The 18465-nt window shown below is 40.6% G+C and carries 17 protein-coding genes and 1 tRNA gene; 11 read left to right on the forward strand and 7 right to left on the reverse strand.

Going from position 1 to position 18465, the window contains the following annotated elements; translation table 11 throughout:
- Positions 1-702: 702 nt before the first annotated feature.
- Positions 703-924, forward strand: coding sequence for a hypothetical protein (locus V7K84_RS08865; RefSeq protein WP_334837430.1), 222 nt, complete (start codon positions 703-705; stop codon positions 922-924).
- 262 nt (positions 925-1186) lie between these two features.
- On the opposite strand, the gene mtnA is transcribed toward V7K84_RS08865, so the two are convergent.
- The gene (gene mtnA / locus V7K84_RS08870) at positions 1187-2266 is read right to left on the reverse strand and encodes an S-methyl-5-thioribose-1-phosphate isomerase (protein ID WP_334837431.1); all 1080 of its coding nucleotides are present in this window, start codon (positions 2264-2266) and stop codon (positions 1187-1189) included.
- Between the two features lie 530 nt (positions 2267-2796).
- On the opposite strand from mtnA, the gene V7K84_RS08875 reads away from it, so the two are divergent.
- From V7K84_RS08875 to V7K84_RS08890, 4 genes are all read left to right on the forward strand, one after another.
- Entirely contained in the window at positions 2797-3804 is a 1008-nt protein-coding gene (locus tag V7K84_RS08875; RefSeq protein WP_334837432.1) for a DUF2235 domain-containing protein, read from the forward strand.
- A 78-nt stretch (positions 3805-3882) separates the two neighbouring features.
- Positions 3883-5514 carry a peroxidase family protein gene (locus tag V7K84_RS08880; RefSeq protein ID WP_334837433.1) on the forward strand — a complete coding sequence of 544 codons (1632 nt, stop codon included), beginning with the start codon at positions 3883-3885 and terminating at the stop codon, positions 5512-5514.
- Between the two features lie 47 nt (positions 5515-5561).
- Entirely contained in the window at positions 5562-5711 is a 150-nt protein-coding gene (locus V7K84_RS08885; protein ID WP_334837434.1) for a hypothetical protein, read from the forward strand.
- Between the two features lie 20 nt (positions 5712-5731).
- Positions 5732-6913 (forward strand): catalase, encoded by a 1182-nt coding sequence (locus tag V7K84_RS08890; RefSeq protein ID WP_334837435.1) that lies wholly within the window; start codon positions 5732-5734, stop codon positions 6911-6913.
- A gap of 272 nt (positions 6914-7185) precedes the next feature.
- Here V7K84_RS08890 and V7K84_RS08895 read toward each other — a convergent pair whose 3' ends face one another.
- The 3 genes from V7K84_RS08895 to murA all read right to left on the reverse strand — a co-directional run bounded on the left by V7K84_RS08895 (position 7186) and on the right by murA (position 10774).
- On the reverse strand, positions 7186-8370 hold the full coding sequence (locus V7K84_RS08895; protein ID WP_094353398.1) for an NAD(P)H-quinone oxidoreductase subunit H: 1185 nt from the start codon (positions 8368-8370) through the stop codon (positions 7186-7188).
- A 331-nt stretch (positions 8371-8701) separates the two neighbouring features.
- Positions 8702-8881, reverse strand: coding sequence for a hypothetical protein (locus tag V7K84_RS08900; protein ID WP_334837436.1), 180 nt, complete (start codon positions 8879-8881; stop codon positions 8702-8704).
- Positions 8882-9406: 525 nt separating this feature from the next.
- Positions 9407-10774 carry a UDP-N-acetylglucosamine 1-carboxyvinyltransferase gene (gene murA / locus V7K84_RS08905; protein ID WP_334837445.1) on the reverse strand — a complete coding sequence of 456 codons (1368 nt, stop codon included), beginning with the start codon at positions 10772-10774 and terminating at the stop codon, positions 9407-9409.
- Between the two features lie 406 nt (positions 10775-11180).
- Here murA and V7K84_RS08910 point away from each other — a divergent pair.
- Together V7K84_RS08910 and V7K84_RS08915 are read left to right on the forward strand one after the other, a co-directional pair.
- Positions 11181-11261 (forward strand) — tRNA-Leu (locus V7K84_RS08910).
- An 87-nt stretch (positions 11262-11348) separates the two neighbouring features.
- On the forward strand, positions 11349-12131 hold the full coding sequence (locus V7K84_RS08915) for a TrmH family RNA methyltransferase (protein WP_334837437.1): 783 nt from the start codon (positions 11349-11351) through the stop codon (positions 12129-12131).
- A 14-nt stretch (positions 12132-12145) separates the two neighbouring features.
- Here V7K84_RS08915 and V7K84_RS08920 read toward each other — a convergent pair whose 3' ends face one another.
- Positions 12146-12469, reverse strand: a complete 324-nt coding sequence (locus V7K84_RS08920) for a hypothetical protein (RefSeq protein WP_334837438.1) — start codon at positions 12467-12469, stop codon at positions 12146-12148.
- A 224-nt stretch (positions 12470-12693) separates the two neighbouring features.
- Here V7K84_RS08920 and V7K84_RS08925 point away from each other — a divergent pair, with 224 nt between their 5' ends.
- A complete protein-coding gene (locus tag V7K84_RS08925) occupies positions 12694-14364 on the forward strand; it encodes an ABC transporter ATP-binding protein (protein ID WP_334837439.1) in 1671 nt (556 codons plus the stop codon).
- A gap of 83 nt (positions 14365-14447) precedes the next feature.
- Here V7K84_RS08925 and V7K84_RS08930 read toward each other — a convergent pair whose 3' ends face one another.
- Complete coding sequence (locus V7K84_RS08930; RefSeq protein ID WP_334837440.1) at positions 14448-15371, reverse strand: hypothetical protein; 924 nt, start codon at positions 15369-15371, stop codon at positions 14448-14450.
- A 706-nt stretch (positions 15372-16077) separates the two neighbouring features.
- On the opposite strand from V7K84_RS08930, the gene V7K84_RS08935 reads away from it, so the two are divergent.
- Positions 16078-16581 (forward strand): GNAT family N-acetyltransferase, encoded by a 504-nt coding sequence (locus V7K84_RS08935; protein ID WP_334837441.1) that lies wholly within the window; start codon positions 16078-16080, stop codon positions 16579-16581.
- A 39-nt stretch (positions 16582-16620) separates the two neighbouring features.
- On the opposite strand, the gene V7K84_RS08940 is transcribed toward V7K84_RS08935, so the two are convergent.
- On the reverse strand, positions 16621-17295 hold the full coding sequence (locus tag V7K84_RS08940) for a Uma2 family endonuclease (protein ID WP_334837442.1): 675 nt from the start codon (positions 17293-17295) through the stop codon (positions 16621-16623).
- Between the two features lie 254 nt (positions 17296-17549).
- Between V7K84_RS08940 and V7K84_RS08945 the strand changes: the two genes are divergently transcribed.
- Together V7K84_RS08945 and V7K84_RS08950 are read left to right on the forward strand one after the other, a co-directional pair.
- On the forward strand, positions 17550-18014 hold the full coding sequence (locus tag V7K84_RS08945) for a hypothetical protein (RefSeq protein ID WP_334837443.1): 465 nt from the start codon (positions 17550-17552) through the stop codon (positions 18012-18014).
- 73 nt (positions 18015-18087) lie between these two features.
- Complete coding sequence (locus tag V7K84_RS08950; protein WP_334837444.1) at positions 18088-18399, forward strand: XisI protein; 312 nt, start codon at positions 18088-18090, stop codon at positions 18397-18399.
- Positions 18400-18465: the final 66 nt, after the last annotated feature.

The following is an 18465-nucleotide window of genomic DNA, read 5'->3' on the forward strand; positions in this document are numbered from 1 at the left end:
AAGCTTCTTTTACTTGCGGAAAACACCAAAATGAGTAAGTCAAATGGCATTTTGAGAAAGTCAAAGCTTCTTTTACTTGCGGAAAACACCAAAATCAGAAAGCAAACTGGGGTTTGAGAAAGTCAAAGCTTATTTTGAGAAAGTAATTGCGGATTTTGCTTATTGAATTTAGTCCAAATATGAAATTTAGATAAAATTATTGAAAAAATTACTGAGAAATTTTGATCCGTTAGATTTCAATACGGATCGAATAAGGTTTTTTGATGACACGCCGCTAATCCCAAAGACGCGATAAATCGCCGTCTCTACAAAGGACTGATTCTTGTAGAGACGGCGATTTATCGCGTCTCTTGCCTTAACCGAACTAGTCAAAAAAAGTCCCCGGCTTTTATAAAACAATACGGTTCAGTTAAGCTAATCGGCGCTTAAGTTGCATAGTAAGAAAATGAAGCCGTTTAAAAGCAACGATGCCGCTCTCCAGCCAAGAACTTTTTAACGTCAGTCAGAAGCACTAACGTCACCACATCGAACGCGGGAGACGCAGTAAAATCAAAAACCTGTTACTACATGAAATTGTTATAGCTTGCAAGACAAGCTACGAAATAAAATAACCCGTCACAGCATCTTAGTCGAAAACTTTAATAAATTATAGGCGCAGAACTGTGGTATTAAGTTTATGTACCTACAAATAGGTGTTTTAGAATGAAAATTCATAATACTATTGCCACGATTACGATTTGTGTACTGTCAACACTGACTCTGTTTGACTTTGTGAACCCGCATAAAGTTGGAGCCGAATCGAGAACGAATGTCCAAGGTAGAAACTTTGACAAAACTCAACAGAACTTTAATCAGGTTGAGGTTGGTTATTTTCCCAGAAGAGTACCACCTGACAGAGGCAACAAGTGCGGCTGCAACCAGTAGCTCGAAAACTTCTCCATAAGCCTTACCAATCCTTCATCTAGAATAGCCAACATCAAAGCCCATTGATACCTCCCAATGGGCTTTGATGTTGGCTATAGGTCAATACGGTTCAGATAAGCCCAAAACACTTGTAGAGACGGCGATTTATCGCGTCTTGAAAACCAAAATATTGTTGCCAATAGCCCTTAACTGAACCGTATTGCCCTATAAAGTTTCCGTTATTTGGATTTAGAGTTATCGAGAACTCGGCGCAAGTTCTGCATTAATTCGGATTTAACCCAATCGGTAATTGCTTTAACTGTGATTTCGCTAATTTATGAGGTGCGATCGCTCCATTCTCTGTAATGATGGCTGTAATCAACTCAGCTGGAGTCACATCAAAAGCTGGGTTGTAAAAATCTACACCCGCAGGTGTGAGAATAGTATCGCCAACTTGATATATTTCTGTTGGTTCGCGTTCTTCAATAGGAATTTTGCTGCCATCAGCTAATTCAAAATCAACAGTAGAAAGGGGTGCAGCGACAAAGAAGGGGATATTATGTGCTTTAGCTGCGATCGCAACACTATATGTACCAATTTTATTAGCAGTGTCACCATTAGCAGCAATGCGATCGGCACCCACAACTACAGCATGAATCAAACCCTGTTTCATACAATGGGCTGCCATATTATCAGTAATTAATGTAACTGGAATACCTTCTTGCACACATTCCCAAGTGGTGAGTTTTGCACCTTGCAAACGGGGACGGGTTTCATCGGCAAATAAACGTTCTAAACGTCCTTCCCTCCACGCAGAACGCACCACACCTAAAGCAGTGCCATAACCAGCTGTAGCTAATGCCCCAGCGTTACAGTGAGTAAGTAGCCTCAGCTTTCCTGGGGTAGACGGTAAAACAGCCAAACCATGATCGCCAATCGCTTGACAGGTTTGCAAATCTTCAACATTGATTGCTTGAGCTGTTTGGAAAAGGGTTTGCTTAATGTCTTCTACCGTTCCCAGCGTTTCGTAGGCGGCTTTCAGCATCCGGCTAATTGCCCAAAATAAATTTACCGCCGTCGGACGAGTAGAACGCAACAACTGGGCTACTTTATCTAAGTGTTGCAAAAATTCGGTGCGATCGCTTGTTTTAATTTCCCTTGCACCAAGATACATTCCATAAGCCGCAGCCACTCCGATTGCAGGCGCACCTCGCACAATCATAGTTTTAATCGCCCGCGCCATATCTTCACTGCGGTGAATTTCCACAAATGTATATTCGTTGGGTAAGCGGGTTTGATCGATTAGTGAGACTGAGTTATTGTGCCAAATAACCGGATAAACCTGGTTTGTCGAAGGTGTCATAGAAAAAGGTCGTTAGTAAAGGGTCAATATTTTTTACTTTAATGCACTTAGATGATTTCATTTTAAAAAACAAAATTCAATTAATTATTTTTAGCTATTGATAATTTTGCTGTGCGGATGGCTACTTAATAGGGAGCATCCCAATTTTGCAAAAAGACACAGGACTGGTGCAAAAACTCTCTAGAAACCTCTTTCCTTTGCGTTCTTTGCGTCCTTCTCTAACGAGACGCTGCGCGATTGCGGTTCGTTATTTCATTCTCCGCCTAAGTCCAAATACCCTATAAAGATAAACTTGCACATTTGGGATGCTCCCACTTAATATTTATTTATTTATTTAATTAATTTCCTGTTTAACTGTCTTAACTGTCCTTGCATTTTAATTAGAAAAGTGGGAGGATATTTCGCTAAAGGATTTATAAAACATGAACATTTCTGAGTTGATATATAAAACGCCTTTTGTTCTAAATAAATGGCGAATTTACACTTTGATAAAAGTTTAAGTAATTATTCAAAGCCTTTGAAATAGAACTATGAAACGTCTTGTGATTTGCTGTGATGGAACTTGGCAACAGTTAACCAGTCGTTATCCAAGCAATGTGGTAAAGCTAGCTCAATCTGTGAAATCGATTGCCAGTGACGGCGTTACACAAATCGTCTTTTATGACGAAGGCATTGGAACCGAGGGTCAAAAGGTTTTAGGCGGAGCTACCGGAATAGGAATCGATAGAAATATAGAAGATTGCTACCGATTTCTTAGCCTCAATTATGTTTCTGGTGACGAAATCTATTTGTTCGGCTTTAGTCGTGGTGCTTACACAGTTAGAAGTTTAGCCGGCATGATCTATTGCTCTGGTCTTCTAGATCGCCCCCATGTTACTAAAGCCCATGAAGCCTACGAGCTTTACCGTAACCGAAATATTAAACCCAAAGATAATGTAGCAGTAGAATACCGTCAAGCTTATGGCGATCGCGTCCCGATCGCCTTGCTCGGTTGTTTTGACACCGTTGGTGCCCTTGGTATTCCTGGGATACCAGCTTTTAGTAGGTTAAGCAAACAGCTTAATATGCGTTACAGATTCCATGACACTACTTTAAACAAATGTGTTCAGAATGCATTGCACGCGATAGCGATTGATGAAATCCGTGAAATCTTTGATGTCACTCCCATGAAAAAGCATCCTGATGCTGAAAACCAGCGGGTAATTCAAAAGTGGTTTCCAGGTGTACACGGTTGCGTTGGCGGTGGAACCGAAGAACACAGTGGGTTATCAGATGCTGCCTTACAGTGGATGATTGATTCCATCAGTGTACTCGAATTAGGGCTTGACTTAGATCCAAATGTGATTCCGACAGGCATCAACCCTAATTATGAATGTGATTTTAAGAACGATGCTGGATTCTTTAAATTAGCAGGAATTAAGTTTCGTGAGGTCAGCGATGTCATTGAAGACCTTCATGAAAGTGCGATCTACCGTTTGAAAAGTCGCAAGGACTATCGACCTAAAAATCTAGAAAAGATTATTTCCAAACTGAAATAAGTTGAATTAGTTTGGCTAATCGCAGCAAATAAATTTAGGGTGCATTGAATCCAAAACTGAAAAAAAGTAAACACAATTATGGCTGGGAAAAGAGATACATCTAAAGACGGGTTAGGTAACAAAATTCAAACATTAGTTTTAACCAACTTTAAACCGATTTGGAAACTTCTACAAAGTAACGAATCTATCAAACGTAAAGTTAACAAAACTCTACTCAATAGTCTCATCTACAAAATTCCGACTCGTCCTAATGCCTACAGTATGATGACTCTAGATGAGTATATTCCTGATACTAAAATTCCTAAAAAAAATGATGCTTATACTTCCTGGGAATCACTCAACGATCGCACTTATACAGGAAGACATCTACCACCCGATCCCAAGTTAAATGCTGAGGGCAACTTACCAAAAGTTGAAGACCTAGCTATCTTATTCCGTAAAAGAGATGGTAAAACCATTTATTCTACCAAATCAACTATGCTGTTTCCCTATTGGGTGCAGTGGTTTACTGATAGTTTTCTCCGCCTCGATCACTACAATAAATTAAAAAATACTTCCAACCATGAAATTGATTTGTGTAATGTTTATGGTTTAACCAGAAAACAAACACACCTTTTAAGAAGCTTTGAAGGAGGTAAACTCAAATCTCAAAAACTTAAGCGCCAAGATGGTGTAGAAGAAGAATATCCCTTGTTTTATTATGCCGATCCAGCGCAGGGTAAAGTTGACGCTCAATTTGAGGGTCTTTATGAACCTGTCAATGATGAAAAAAGACAGCCCGTAGAAAAAAAACAATATCTGTTTGCGATGGGAGTAGAACGAGCAAATGTACAAATTGGCTATGTCATGCTCAATACTCTATGTTTCCGCGAGCATAATCGTCTTTGTGATGAATTAGCAAGTAATTATCCAGATTGGGATGATGAACGCCTCTTCCAAACCGCGAGAAATATTCTCATGGCGATTATTCTCAAAATCATTATGGAGGAGTACATTAACCACATAACCCCTTATCACTTTAAGTTGTTTGCCGATCCTGAAGCTTTTACTAAGGAAAGTTGGCATCGTCCTAATTACATGGCAATTGAGTTTGACTTTGTTTATCGCTGGCATAGTGCGATTCCAGAAACTTTTAAATATAACGGGAAACCGACCCATATTGCTTCATCTCTCTGGAACAACAAGATGTTCATCGACCAAGGTTTGGGAGCATTGATGGAGGAAACTTGTTCCCAAGCAGGTACAAAAATTGGTTTATTCAACACGCCTGATATATTGGTTGAGTTAACCGAGTTACCCGCGATTAAACTAGGACGGCAACTGCAATTAGCAAGCTACAACGATTATCGCCAATTGTGTGGTTTCCCCAGAGTGACGAGATTTGAGCAAATTAGCGGTGATGAATTTGTTCAAGAGAAACTCAAAGAATTATATGGTCATGTTGATAATATTGAGTTCTTTGTGGGACTTTACGCCGAAGATGGGCGGAAAAATTCAACTATTCCTTCTCTAGTAGCACGCTTGATTGGGATTGATGCTTTTTCTCAAGCACTAACGAATCCTTTACTATCACCCAATATTTTCAATGAAAAGACTTTTTCTCCTGTGGGTTGGAAAATAATTCAAAATACCAATACAGTCTCAGATTTAGTTAATCGCAACGTTCCTCCATCAGGCAGAAAGTACAAAGTTACTTTTGACCTTCAATAAACATTGACTTTTAGTGCGATCGCTTTACCCCTACTATTAAGCAAGCTATGCGTAGCGTCTTGGATGGTGGAGCGATCGCTCTTAATAATATTCTTCTGGCTCTGTCACTCGAAGCTGACTGGATAATACTGCAAACAAGCAAGCGATGTCTACGACGGGCTGCGCCTACGCAGCTTGAAACAAACTCAATTTATTAATTAATTCTGCTTTCAAAAAAATGAAACTATTTACCGAATACCCAGAAAAAGACGAAGCTAAATATTGCGCTCTCATGAGTGAGCTAGTCAAAAAGAATATGGAAAATCTTTACGGAGGTGAGAAGAAAAAAACTGCAAAGAGAGATACCCACTCTAAAACCAACGCTGCTGTACAAGGAACTCTAGAAATCTTTGACTTTGATGAAGCAGCAATTAAACAGGAATTGAGCAAACGCACCTCATTAACTGAAGCTCAATTTCAAGCCATTTCTCTAAAACAAGGTTTATTTGCCAAACCCAAGCAATATCCGGTTTGGCTACGATTTGCAAATGGTGCGTTTTCAGTCAAGAATGATTATGAAGGTGATACGCGCTCCATGTCCGTAAAAGCGATCGGCGTAGAAGGAGAAAGACTACCGCAGAGTCACGAGTTAAAAACCCAAGATATTATTGTCCACAATACCGAATTCTTTTTTGTTAGAACCATCAAAGACTTCCACAGCTTTTTTATGGCGGTTTATCGAGCAGGGCTGTTTCCGCTTTTTAAGCTGTTGGTGCTTTTTTGGCTAAAGTTGCATCCCTACGAATCCACTCTTTTAAAAACTAGTTTCAAACGTTTTCCCAAGAGTTTGCTCACAGAACGCTATTGGAGTGCTTCAGCGTATTCTTTGGGACTCAAATCTGATTTTGACCCATCCCAGTCAGGTAGAGTTCCTGTGGAATATCCGGTTGTGATTAAATATGCATTTACTCCAGTTTCCAGTCAACCACCTCATCAACAACTTCCTCTCGAATCTAGACCAGAAAGTGAGCTTCAGCGTGCCAAAGCCTCCGGTTTAGAGGACAACTATTACCGAGAGGATATCATTCAAGCTTTAGCAAAGCCTGATGCTGAATATTGTTGGGACTTTCAAATTCAATTCCAAACTAGCCCAGAAATGTCCATTGATGATACCACTATTGTTTGGAATGAAAAGGAATCACCCTTCATTACAGTTGGTCGCCTAACAGTTAAGCATCAGAAAGTTAATTCTGCTAAAGATAATGACTTTGGAGAAAATCTCAGTTTTTCTCCTGGGAATGGTCTAGCAGTGCATCGTCCCGTCGGTGCGATTAATCGGTTACGCAGCATTGTTTATCCTATCGTTGCTAATGACCGTCATCAAAAACGAGGGGTCAAATACCAGGAACCAACTGTCTAACTTTCAATAGACTAAAACGACAGGTTTGCAGATATTCAGCAATGTATATTCGTTTGGTAAGCGCGTTTGAGCGATTAGTGACACAGTTATAGCAGGAGGCAGGAGGCAGAAGGCAGAAGGCAGGAAGTAAAAACCTTGCTATTCCTGACATTTACGCTTGTCATTATGTCCTAATCTACCTAGCAACTGCTATAAGTACTGAAGAATCAAAAAAATAGAGCAGTTGCACTGTAATACAACTGCTCTAAAAATTACTGAGATAGATATTTACTCTACCTATCCACAGACCCCATAATTACGTCAACACTACCGAGAATCACCACAATATCTGCAACCTTCATCCCGCGCAGTAAATGTGGAACAATTTGGAGATTGTTGAAATCTGCTGCGCGAATCTTCCAACGTGCAGGGAAGACGTTATCATCGCCAACCAAATAAATTCCCAATTCACCTTTGCCACTTTCGACACGGGCATAGATTTCACCCTTGGGAATCTTAAAAGTGGGCGAAACCTTTTTACCGATGAATTGGTAATCAAATGCGTCCCACTCGGATTTTTTACCTGCGGCTAAACGCTTCGCTTCCAGATTTTCGTAAGGGCCGCCAGGAAGTCCTTTAATTGCTTGACGAATAATCTTCACAGATTCGCGCATTTCCCGCATCCGCACCACATAACGGGCAAAGCAATCACCGGCTGTTTCCCACTGCACATCCCAGTCGAAATCGTCGTAGCATTCGTAATGGTCAACTTTCCGCAAATCCCATTGCACGCCAGAAGCGCGTAACATTGGGCCAGAAAGTCCCCAGTTAATTGCTTCTTCACGGGTGATAGTCCCAATACCCTCAACACGTCGCCGGAAGATAGGGTTATCGGTTACTAAGCGTTCGTACTCATCAATTTTGGGCAATAGGTATTCGCAGAATTCCAGACACTTATCTACCCAACCGTAAGGTAAATCGGCTGCTACTCCACCAACACGGAAGTAATTGTTATTCACCATCCGATAACCTGTAGCAGCTTCCCACAAATCATAAATCATCTCCCGTTCCCGGAACTGGTAGAAGAAGGGAGTTTGTGCGCCTACGTCAGCTAGGAAGGGGCCAAACCATAGCAAGTGGTTAGCGATGCGGTTCAACTCCAGCATGATGACGCGGATGTAGCTAGCGCGTTTGGGAACAGCGACACCTGCAAGCTTTTCTGGGGCGTTGACGGTTACAGCTTCGTTGAACATTCCCGCCGCGTAGTCCCAACGACTAACGTAAGGAACGTACATTACATTAGTGCGGTTCTCAGCAATTTTTTCCATTCCCCGGTGCAAATAGCCGATGACTGGTTCACAGTCAACGACATCCTCACCATCCAAAGTCATGATTAGCCGCAGAACCCCGTGCATTGAAGGGTGGTGTGGCCCCATGTTTAGCACCATCGGTTCAGTGCGGGTTTCTAGTCTGGTCATAGATTTCGTGTTCTCCGTTCGTGAAAATATTGAATTCAACCGCGCAGATGCCAACTAGACCCAATTTATCTTGTTTGTCAAGCCAAAGTAAGGGTTGTGGGAAGAGGGATTTGATTTGATGTTTAATTTTGTTGCACTTCTTCAACTATTATATGGAAGCTCGATATGCACTTAATTAAGGCATCGAATTTTTTTATCTCATAGTGCTGGGAGAACGGAGTAAAAGAAGATGCGTTTTCTCAATGATAACTATTGACTTCTGAGTTTATACGTAAGCTAGCTTTAACATTGGGTCTGCTGGTAGGTATTGTCTAGACTGCATTTCTTTATTTTACAAATAAACGTAGATAGGTTTGATATCTGCTTGTTTATCAGAATAACTGTTGCGATCGCACACTCTTCCCCAACAGGTAATCGCTTTGTTTTTGAGGTTTTCTGTCAGGCGTAGGCGTAGCCCGCACAACTCTTGGAGACGCTGCGCGTAGCTTGCTTCCCCGGACGGGTACGACAAGCTCAGTGACCATCCTAGACATCGGTTTTTATTCAATGACCTTACCAACGACTTCCGTCCGCTAATCTGAAGTTTAAGGTGGCTGGCAACTGCAATAAATCTACTCTGATGCTACCGATTTAAGAATGCATTACAAACCAATAAAAGTAATTAATAAAACAGCATGAGTATTATACCCAAAGTGATAAGTATAATTTGTGAGGACTCTAAATATAAAAAGACCAGCCTCCCACAGCTGGTCTAAAAAATGTTTTTGCGTTGTCTTCTCAAGAGAGTTAAAACCCAATTACGCGTTCCCAAAATGCAACGGGCAACTTTTCTTAACAATATTGTAACAGCCAACACAGATTTTTCTAGAATATTCATCAAAAAAAGATATGCACAAAGCTTAAAAGCCTCTATCAATCAGGAGAATTCAGCAGATCGCAAGGTATAGATGGGAGAGATAAAGGCAGACAAGGGAGAAAATTTTGCCTTGTCTGCTTTATTCTTCTTATCCTTTGCGTCGGTCTCAACCGATCGATTTCAACTTGACAGGCTACTGATGCTGGGAGCGATTTCTGCATCTGTTGGTGTTTCGCCCACGCGGAGGATTTTAGCCCCCAATTGCTGCAACTTCATATCAAGTCGATCGTAGCCGCGATCGAGGTGCTGTAAACCTTGAATTGTGGTTTGTCCTTCTGCTGCTAGTCCGGCGATGACTAACGCTGCCGATGCTCGTAAGTCTGTACCTAATACTGGTGCGCCAGATAATTTTGGTACTCCCCGAACGAAAGCAGCATTGCCTTTGACACGAATATCTGCCCCCAAACGATTCAACTCAGAGGCATGACGCAAGCGATTTTCAAAGACGGATTCGTTAATTACGCTGTCGCCTTCTGCCACTGACAGCAAAGCCATGAATGGCGCTTGCATATCTGTGGGAAAACCTGGATGGTATTGAGTTTCAATATCCGTTGCCTTAAGGCTTTCCGCTGGCAGAATGTGCAAGTGGTCAGGCTTTTCATCAATTATTGTCACTCCAATATCCCGCAGCTTGGCAATTACTGGGATGAGATGTTCTGGAGCGACTGGCGAGAGAATAAGTTCTGAGCGGGTAATTGCTGCTGCCAGCAAAAACGTCCCGGCCTCAATGCGATCGGGAATAATGCTGTAGTCAACAGAATGCAACTTGGGGACTCCTTCGATAATAATCCTGCTAGTCCCCGCGCCCTTAATCTTCGCTCCCATCGCGTTACAGAAGTTAGCTAGATCGACCACTTCCGGTTCTCTGGCAGCATTTTCGATGATCGTTTCACCCTCTGCTAGGGTAGCCGCCATCATCAAATTTTCCGTCGCTCCAACACTGGCAATGTCTAAGTAAATCTTCGCACCTTTTAATCTCCGGCTGCTGCCAGGGACGTAGGCATTACAAATGCCATGCTCAATTTGTACTTCCGCTCCCATTGCTTGCAGTCCTCGAACATGCAAGTCAACTGGTCTTGCCCCGATCGCACAACCGCCTGGTAAGGGCATCTGTGCTACTCCCAGTCTTGCCAAAATGGCTCCAATGGCGAAAAAACTCGCTCTCAACTGGGTAACTAATTCGTAGGGAGCTTTTGATGTTTTAATCTCGCTAGCGTTGATGTCTAAAATGTCGCCTTGTCGGGTTAATTGTACACCCAAAGCTGATAACACCTGACCCATCCGCTCTACGTCCGCTAACAAAGGGACATTACGGATACGACAATCCCCCGGACACAGCAAGGCTCCAGCCATGATTACCAGTGCTGAATTTTTTGCCCCGCTAATTTTCACATGACCCCGCAAAGGATGCCCACCCCAAATTTGCAAGACTGAGGAGTCTGCTTCTGGAGTAATTTTGGCATCTGGTAAAATGGTAGAAGGATTAATAAGCCTACCTCCAAAAGTAATACGTATTTTATATGTTTGAAGTTGGTTTTGATTCTACAGTAAAGATTCAAAATGTCCACGTTTTAAAGCACTGTTTGGTATAAAAAAATTGATTTTTGAGTGAAAATGCAGGCTGTAAACAAGCAATAGCAGGCTTTTTGAGATTTTAAAAGATTTTCAAAAAAGAATCAATAAACAGTAGTTTTAAGCAAAATTAAATACTCAGTAAAATAACTTAAGTATTCTCTAAAAATCAATGCTGTACTGTCAAGTTAATATTTTGATTTGACCTTGTACCTGAAAAACTCGTTTCCAGTTAGAAACTTTTAAGTAGGCATTATGCTTTTACTTGACAAAGGTAGAACATAACGCAATAATAAGAAATTGTCGATAAGCACAAATGCCAGCGGAACTGGCGGAATGGCAGACGCGCTAGATTCAGGTTCTAGTGCCGCAAGGCTTCCGGGTTCAAGTCCCGGGTTCCGCATACTATCTAAGTTAGGAGTTAAGAGTTATGAGTTGAAAAACAACTAAATTAACTCCTAACTATTAATTTCTAACTCTTAACTTTTTGATGTTGACCAGTTTACAGAATTCCCTAGTCAAACAAATTCGCAAGCTGCACTCCACCAAGGAGAGGCATAAGCAACAGTTATTTTTACTAGAAGGGACGCACTTGTTAGAAGAAGCTTGTGCGGTCAATTACCCACTAGAAACAGTGTGTTGTACCCCAGATTGGCAAGTAGCCCATCCTTGGCTGTGGGAAGAGGCTTGTAGCCGATGCGATCGCGCCGAAATTGTCAGTAGAGAAGTCTTGGATGCGATCGCGACCACAGTCCAACCGGATGGTGTGGTAGCAACGGCAAAACGAAGCGAACGCCAAACTCAACTACCATTGACTGGTTTAGTGCTAGCTTTAGAAACGATACAAGATCCTGGGAACCTGGGTACGATGATTCGCACTGCCGCCGCCGCTGGAGCATCAGGGCTGTGGATCAGTGGAGATAGTGTAGACTTAGATAGTCCTAAAGTTCTACGTGCTTCCGCAGGGCAATGGTTTCGCCTCGCAACAGCCGTAACCGAAGATTTAAAAGCAACAGTCCAACAAAGTCAGCAGGCAGGAATGCAGATAGTGGCAACCTTACCCGATGCGACTTTAACTTATTGGGAAGTGGACTGGCGAAAACCCAGTATGATTTTACTGGGAAATGAAGGTGCTGGATTGTCAGCAGATTTAGCAGCGATCGCAGATCACCAAGTCAGAATTCCTTTGAGTCCTGGAGTGGAATCCTTGAATGTGGCGATCGCAGCCGCTTTAATGTTGTACGAAGCTCAACGGCAATTGATTTGTCAGTAATGAATTTTAACTTTTTACCCCAATTGGGTTTTTGTTATTTCTTCGAGATATTTTTCAATATCAGCAACTGCGTCCTCAAGAGCTGCTAAATCAATATCTATCAAGTCTTGGTCGAGTTCGACTTCAGTGAAAGTACCAGTATGGAGTTGAGGCAACTCTTCTTCCTCAGTCGAATTTTCTTGTAAGACATCCTCCAACTGTTCGAGGGATTCTTGAAACACTCGATCGGCAGCGCGGCGCTGTTCTGGCTGATTTTGCTCCATAATATTAACTTGAAAATCCTGATTTACTGACTTAATTTTGATTCTAGTTCCTACAGATTTAAATTTTGCACTCATAACATCATAGTTGTGTGCTGTATCAACTTTAGCAGTGGTTATCAAGAATATCGATAGCTGTCTCCAATTGCTAAGACTGGAGATTTATCGCGATGCTACGGGTACACTAAATCAAGTTTGGCTAAGTTTAGGCAAGTTTTATAAAACAGGTCTAATACTTAATTTGATAGACTATCCTAAATTTGAAATTATAAAAATTGGTAGCTCAGGGCTGATAACTAATTATGATTGAAGCCTTATTCTGTATCGAAAATCTGCGAGTTGCCTATCCTCAACGGAGTGGAGAAGAAGCAAGCTGGGCGGTTGATGATGTATCTTTCACCTTGAAACCAGGTGAAAGAATGGGATTGGTGGGAGAGTCAGGTTGTGGTAAATCAACTATTGGACGGGCAGTAATGCGTTTACTACCAGCCTCTAGTCGTATTGAGGGACGGGCGATCTTTCAAGGACAGTCAGTGTTTGACTTGACACCTAACCAGCTGCGGAAATTTCGGGGAGAAGCGATCGCCTTAGTTTTTCAAGATCCCATGACACGCCTCGATCCGCTGATGACGATTGGTAAGCATTGTATCGAAACCCTCCAGGCGCACTCACCACAATTATCAACGCGAGAAGCTAAAGAAAAAGCACTTGCTACTTTAGCAAAGGTAAATATTCCCACTAGTCGCTGGAACCAGTATCCCCATGAGTTTAGCGGTGGAATGCGACAACGGGTAGCGATCGCTTTAGCTTTACTCCTCAACCCCAAGTTTATTGTTGCTGACGAACCCACCACCAGTTTAGATGTCACCGTTTCCGCGCAGATATTGCAAGAATTAACTCGCCTGTGCGGTGAAGAAAACATGGGATTGTTGCTGATTTCTCACGATTTAGCAATGGTGGCTGAGTATTGCGATCGCATTGGCGTGATGTACAACGGCAAAATGGTCGAAATGGGTGCTACAGAAACCGTATTTAGACAACCTCAACATGAATACACGCGATCGCTCCTAAAAGCAGCTTTACACATTCAAGCAGTAACTGATAGTGGAGAATTGATAATTGCCAATGACGAAGAAAAGCAATTACCGATTATTAATCAGCAATCCCCAATTTTGAGTGTCACAGAACTCAAGCAACACTACACCATAGAACCTAACTTTATCGAACGACTGTTTAATACACAAACGCAGACAATTAAAGCAGTAGATGGGATCAACCTGGATCTTTATTCAGGAGAAATTCTCGGCTTAGTCGGCGAATCAGGTTGTGGTAAAAGCACACTATCACGAACAATATTGCAATTAATTCGTCCTACTAGTGGTAAAGTTGAGTTTTTAGGACAAGATTTAACTAAACTGTCGCGTCAAGAAATTCGTTCTTCACGGCGACAAATACAAATGGTCTTTCAAGATCCTCATGCTTGTCTCAATCCAGCGATGACAGTGGGACAAAGTATTGCCGATCCCTTATTTATCCACAATTTAGCCAATCCTGCCAAGGCAAAAGAACAGGTTTTATGGATGCTAAATAAAGTTGGGTTAACACCGCCAGAATTGTATTATGAGCGTTATCCCTCGGATTTGTCTGGTGGACAACAGCAACGAGTAGCGATCGCTCGTGCTTTGATTACTCACCCTAAACTTTTAATCTGCGATGAACCTGTGAGTATGCTAGATGCTAGCGTGCAGTCGCAAGTACTGGATTTAATGTTGCAATTAAAAGAAGAGTTTGAGTTAACTTATCTATTCATCACTCACGATCTTTGGTTAGCTCGGTTTTTGTGCGATCGTATTGCCGTGATGAATGGCGGTAAAATTGTCGAACTCGGTCTTACAAAAAAGATTTTTGCCAATCCTCAGCACCCTTATACCAAAACCTTACTAGCTGCTGCTCCCTTACTAGCACGCGCTTAACTAAATAAAGTTAGGAGTTAGATTAAAACTTCTAACTCCAGTAAGTACAGACGCGATTAATCGCGTCTCCTAACCTCTTTGCTTCACTCAAGTAATTTAGTTTTTTCTCCACTCGAACCATATAGCTCAACAAACCTTTTAAACAGCAACGCACTCTCGTGATTTGAAGTCCTACTTAAATTGAATAAACGCTCTATGTTTTTGTCAGCTAAAGCTCTTAGATATGGCAAATCTTCAAAGAGCGTCAAACAAGAAGCAAAATGCAATATTATTTGTAATAATGGTTTTGGCCACTCTAGGTCACTATAAATATCTATAAACAACTGATGTTCTGAGTCATTTAAAGGGAAAGCATGAAATATAACAATTATCCTTTTGTTATTGTAGACTGGAATACTCAGTTCAACAGCATAGGGAGTATGTAATATTAAATCCACTTCCACAATCGGTTGTCGCCAAATTCTTAGAGGGTTAGCCGGTGAATCTAATATCGTTTGAAATGTGATTCTACCACCGACGTTTGTAGGTTGAAACTGGCTAATACTAAGAATTTTAAGATTATTAAGGCTAAACCTATGAATTGTTTCCAAATGTTTTAAGTTCAAGAGATGATATATTTGGCAAATATAAGGGAATGGTAAAATATACTCCTGACTAATCATATGCAGCTTTTTTAATTGAAGCTTATTAGCTTGAGTACGATCGAGATATTCCTGATATTGGCCGGGTTCTAAATCATTGCTATTAAAGCTTTCTTCCGGCTTGAGATATAGCCAACTTACAAAAAAGAAAAAGGCTGTAAATAGTTGAAATATTTCTATAGGAGATAAATAACCATCGACCAATGCAGCTATGCTTCTATCGGTTATTCCGAAAAGCCAAGATGGAATACCAAATAGCCAAATACTACTTTTGATTTGATCTATAAAAAGCGCAATCTCAACAATATTTGGAATATTCCTATCTTGTTTTACACTTAATTTATTATTAAAACAATGAATAGACATAATTTTGGCTAACAACTAATCTATATAAACTTCTTTTAGATTAAGTTTAAATAAAAAAATATAGTGACGACCTCTATCTTTAGCTATATCTGCAATTTGTACGTATTAATACAAACCTAGAGTAATTTTTTATAAATATGGCTACAAAATATATATAATTTATTGTTGTATACAATCTTAAATATAGGTGTATGCAGTAATAATATAATAACTTCTAAGCTTTCCTACTAAAGGATTTGAAGTTTTATTATCTGATTTTCAAACAAAAACATGGTTAAAATATTTATATTCGCTGAGTTAAAAATTTCTATTATACTAATCTGACAAAAGGAGTATATAAATGCTCAGATAAAAGAGTTTTGTTTACTGACATGACAAAATTATCTATTTCTCTAGAATGAATATGGAATGGGGCATTAGGAATAAAAACTTAGAATTTCCAACTAAGGAGTTATAAAATTTATTTGTTACCAAAAATACAACAGATAGTTTGTTGGAATATTTCTCTATTTCTAGCAACCCTAATGTCTTTCGTAGTGGCGCATTGCATACTTGCTAGTAGAGTTACCCATTATCTAATGAGTAAGGTACAAGGTCCTAGCTGGCAAAGTATCTGTGACAATTACGATAAAAGCTGTAGAATTGATACTCTTAACACTGTATTATTTTTGAATATTTTCTAAAGATTTTTTCCGAGACGATATCAATGACTATTCGCCATGCGACTGAAACTGACTTGCCTGCAATTGTGGCAATTTACAACACTGCAATTCCCAGCCGCATGGCAACTGCTGACTTAGAACCAGTATCAGTGGAAAGTCGCCTTGCTTGGTTTAAGGGGCGATCGCCTTCGCAACGCCCACTTTGGGTAATTGAAGTAGATGGAGTAATCGCTGGATGGCTTAGTTTCCAATCCTTTTATGGACGGCCCGCCTATAGTAAGACTGCCGAAATTAGTATTTATATAGCCCCTAGCTTTCATCGGTGTGGTTTGGGACGGCAACTCTTAGCACAAGCAATTAGCGAAAGTTCTAGTTTGGGTCTAAAGAGCCTAGTCTGCTTCATTTTTGCCCACAATCAACCTAGTTTAAAACTCTTTGAAACGTTTGGTTTTCAGCGCTGGGGACATTTACCTAACATTGCTGAACTTGACAGCGTTGAACGGGACTTAGTGATCATGGGACTGCGAATTAGTAAACCTGTTGTTTAAGGCGATCGCTATTTTCTGAGACTTGTAAATTAAATTCGGTCACAATTGGTCTGGATTAATTCCTCGTTCTTGTAGTAAAGCACGGAGAGCTTCTAACTGCGCCTCAGCTTGCTCTGCTCGTTGTCTTTCTTGCTGTCGTTGTCGATCTAGTTCTAAAAAGGTCAGAAAGCGATCGCCATCAGGACGATAAATTTGCAGTTCTTCCTCAGTCAACTCGAAACGCACCCCCAATCGAGGGCTGACCCAACCAACCATTTGGTCAATCACTTCTAATCTTGAGTTTCGACGCTGCCAGCCTGTCAAGTCAACCACATCAGGTTCATACAAATAATATTCTTCCACACCGTAGCGCTCATAAAACTCTAATTTTTTCGCCATTTTAGAGATCCGGTTTCCAGGCGACCAAATTTCAAATACCACCTGCGGGGGAATGTTGTCTTCAAGCCACTGTTGATAAGAACCTCGGTATCCTTTTGATCTACCAAATACTACCATCACATCAGGAGCTTGGCGGAGCTTGTTATCATCTTCCACCGAATACCACAACAAATCTCCAGCGACAAACACATTTGGGTCATTGCCAAACAGCAGTTCTAAATTATTTTTAATCCAGACAATTAATTCAAACTGCTTAGTGTTGTCTGCCATTGGTTGTCCATCGCTGTCAGGGTAAATAATGCCTTTTTGGGTGGAAGATGGTAGCTGTGTAACCATTGCAATCATTCTCAGGTAATTCTTAGAGGATGGGTTAGCGATCGCTTTTTTCACGCTCTTCTTATTTCACATCCTAGCTTGAGCAAAGCTAGTGCGATAGATTAAGTAGTTTTATTTAGTGAATGTATAAATCAACTCAGCAATTTTCCAATGGGAAAATAATTGGATATGTGTCAAAACAATAAATATAACACTTATCTACTCTTTCCTTTAAGTGTACTGTTGAGATAATTTATTCAATATCCTAGCTATTTATGAGTACGAAAATAATTCAAGCTGTTTTCAAAAGAGCTTTTAACCAAATCGATTTACTTAAGTCTAAGATACACCAAAAACAAGGATTCTGGATTTTTGAAATTCATAGATACTCTCCTGAAGATTTAGAAAATTCAGAACACCACGCTAAGATTTATTCTATCACTGAGAAATTAGGAAATGATGTTTCTAATTGGCACAATGCAGGAAAGTTAAGTAACAATGATTTTAATTACTATCATGAAGAAAGAGGAAATTTAGAAGAAAAGTTTTTTTTGGTAAATATGGAAATTACTCAAAGACAGCCTACTTGGGTTGAGGAAACCTTGGGTATTCTAAATAAATTGACAGAAGCAATTATGAATAATTTACCAACCTTAGTCAGACCACTATTGCCACCGATACTATCAAAAGTATTTGGATTTTTACCAGGTAATCGCCAAAGAGCCTTAAAAGGAAAGTAAGAATTAGGTAATTGATTCGGTAAAATCAGTTTTTCCTGTTGATTTACAATATTGATAAGGAGGTAATTCAACAATGGCTACCGTCAACGAATACCGACAACACATCCAAAACCTGCTAACAGAACGCGCCAAACTCGTGTGGGACGATCGCATCCAAGCCCAAACTATTTTCGATACGGAACGCGATCACAACCAACTAGTGTACGTTGGTTGGCGCGGCTCAAAGCGACTGTATGGCACTGTCCTTCACCTAGACATCATTGATGGCAAAATTTGGATTCAACAATATGGTACTGAGGTTGGGATTGCAAACCAGTTAGTTGAACTCGGTGTCCCCAAAGAAGACATTGTTTTAGGAACCTATCCCACTAATAATATTTTGTGAATCCAGATGTGGATAGTAGCGAGGTCAATAAATGCGTCAAAATAAACCTTTCGACGCTCCCATCTA

The sequence above is a fragment of the Nostoc sp. genome, assembly GCF_036917315.1.
GTDB lineage: Bacteria > Cyanobacteriota > Cyanobacteriia > Cyanobacteriales > Nostocaceae > Nostoc.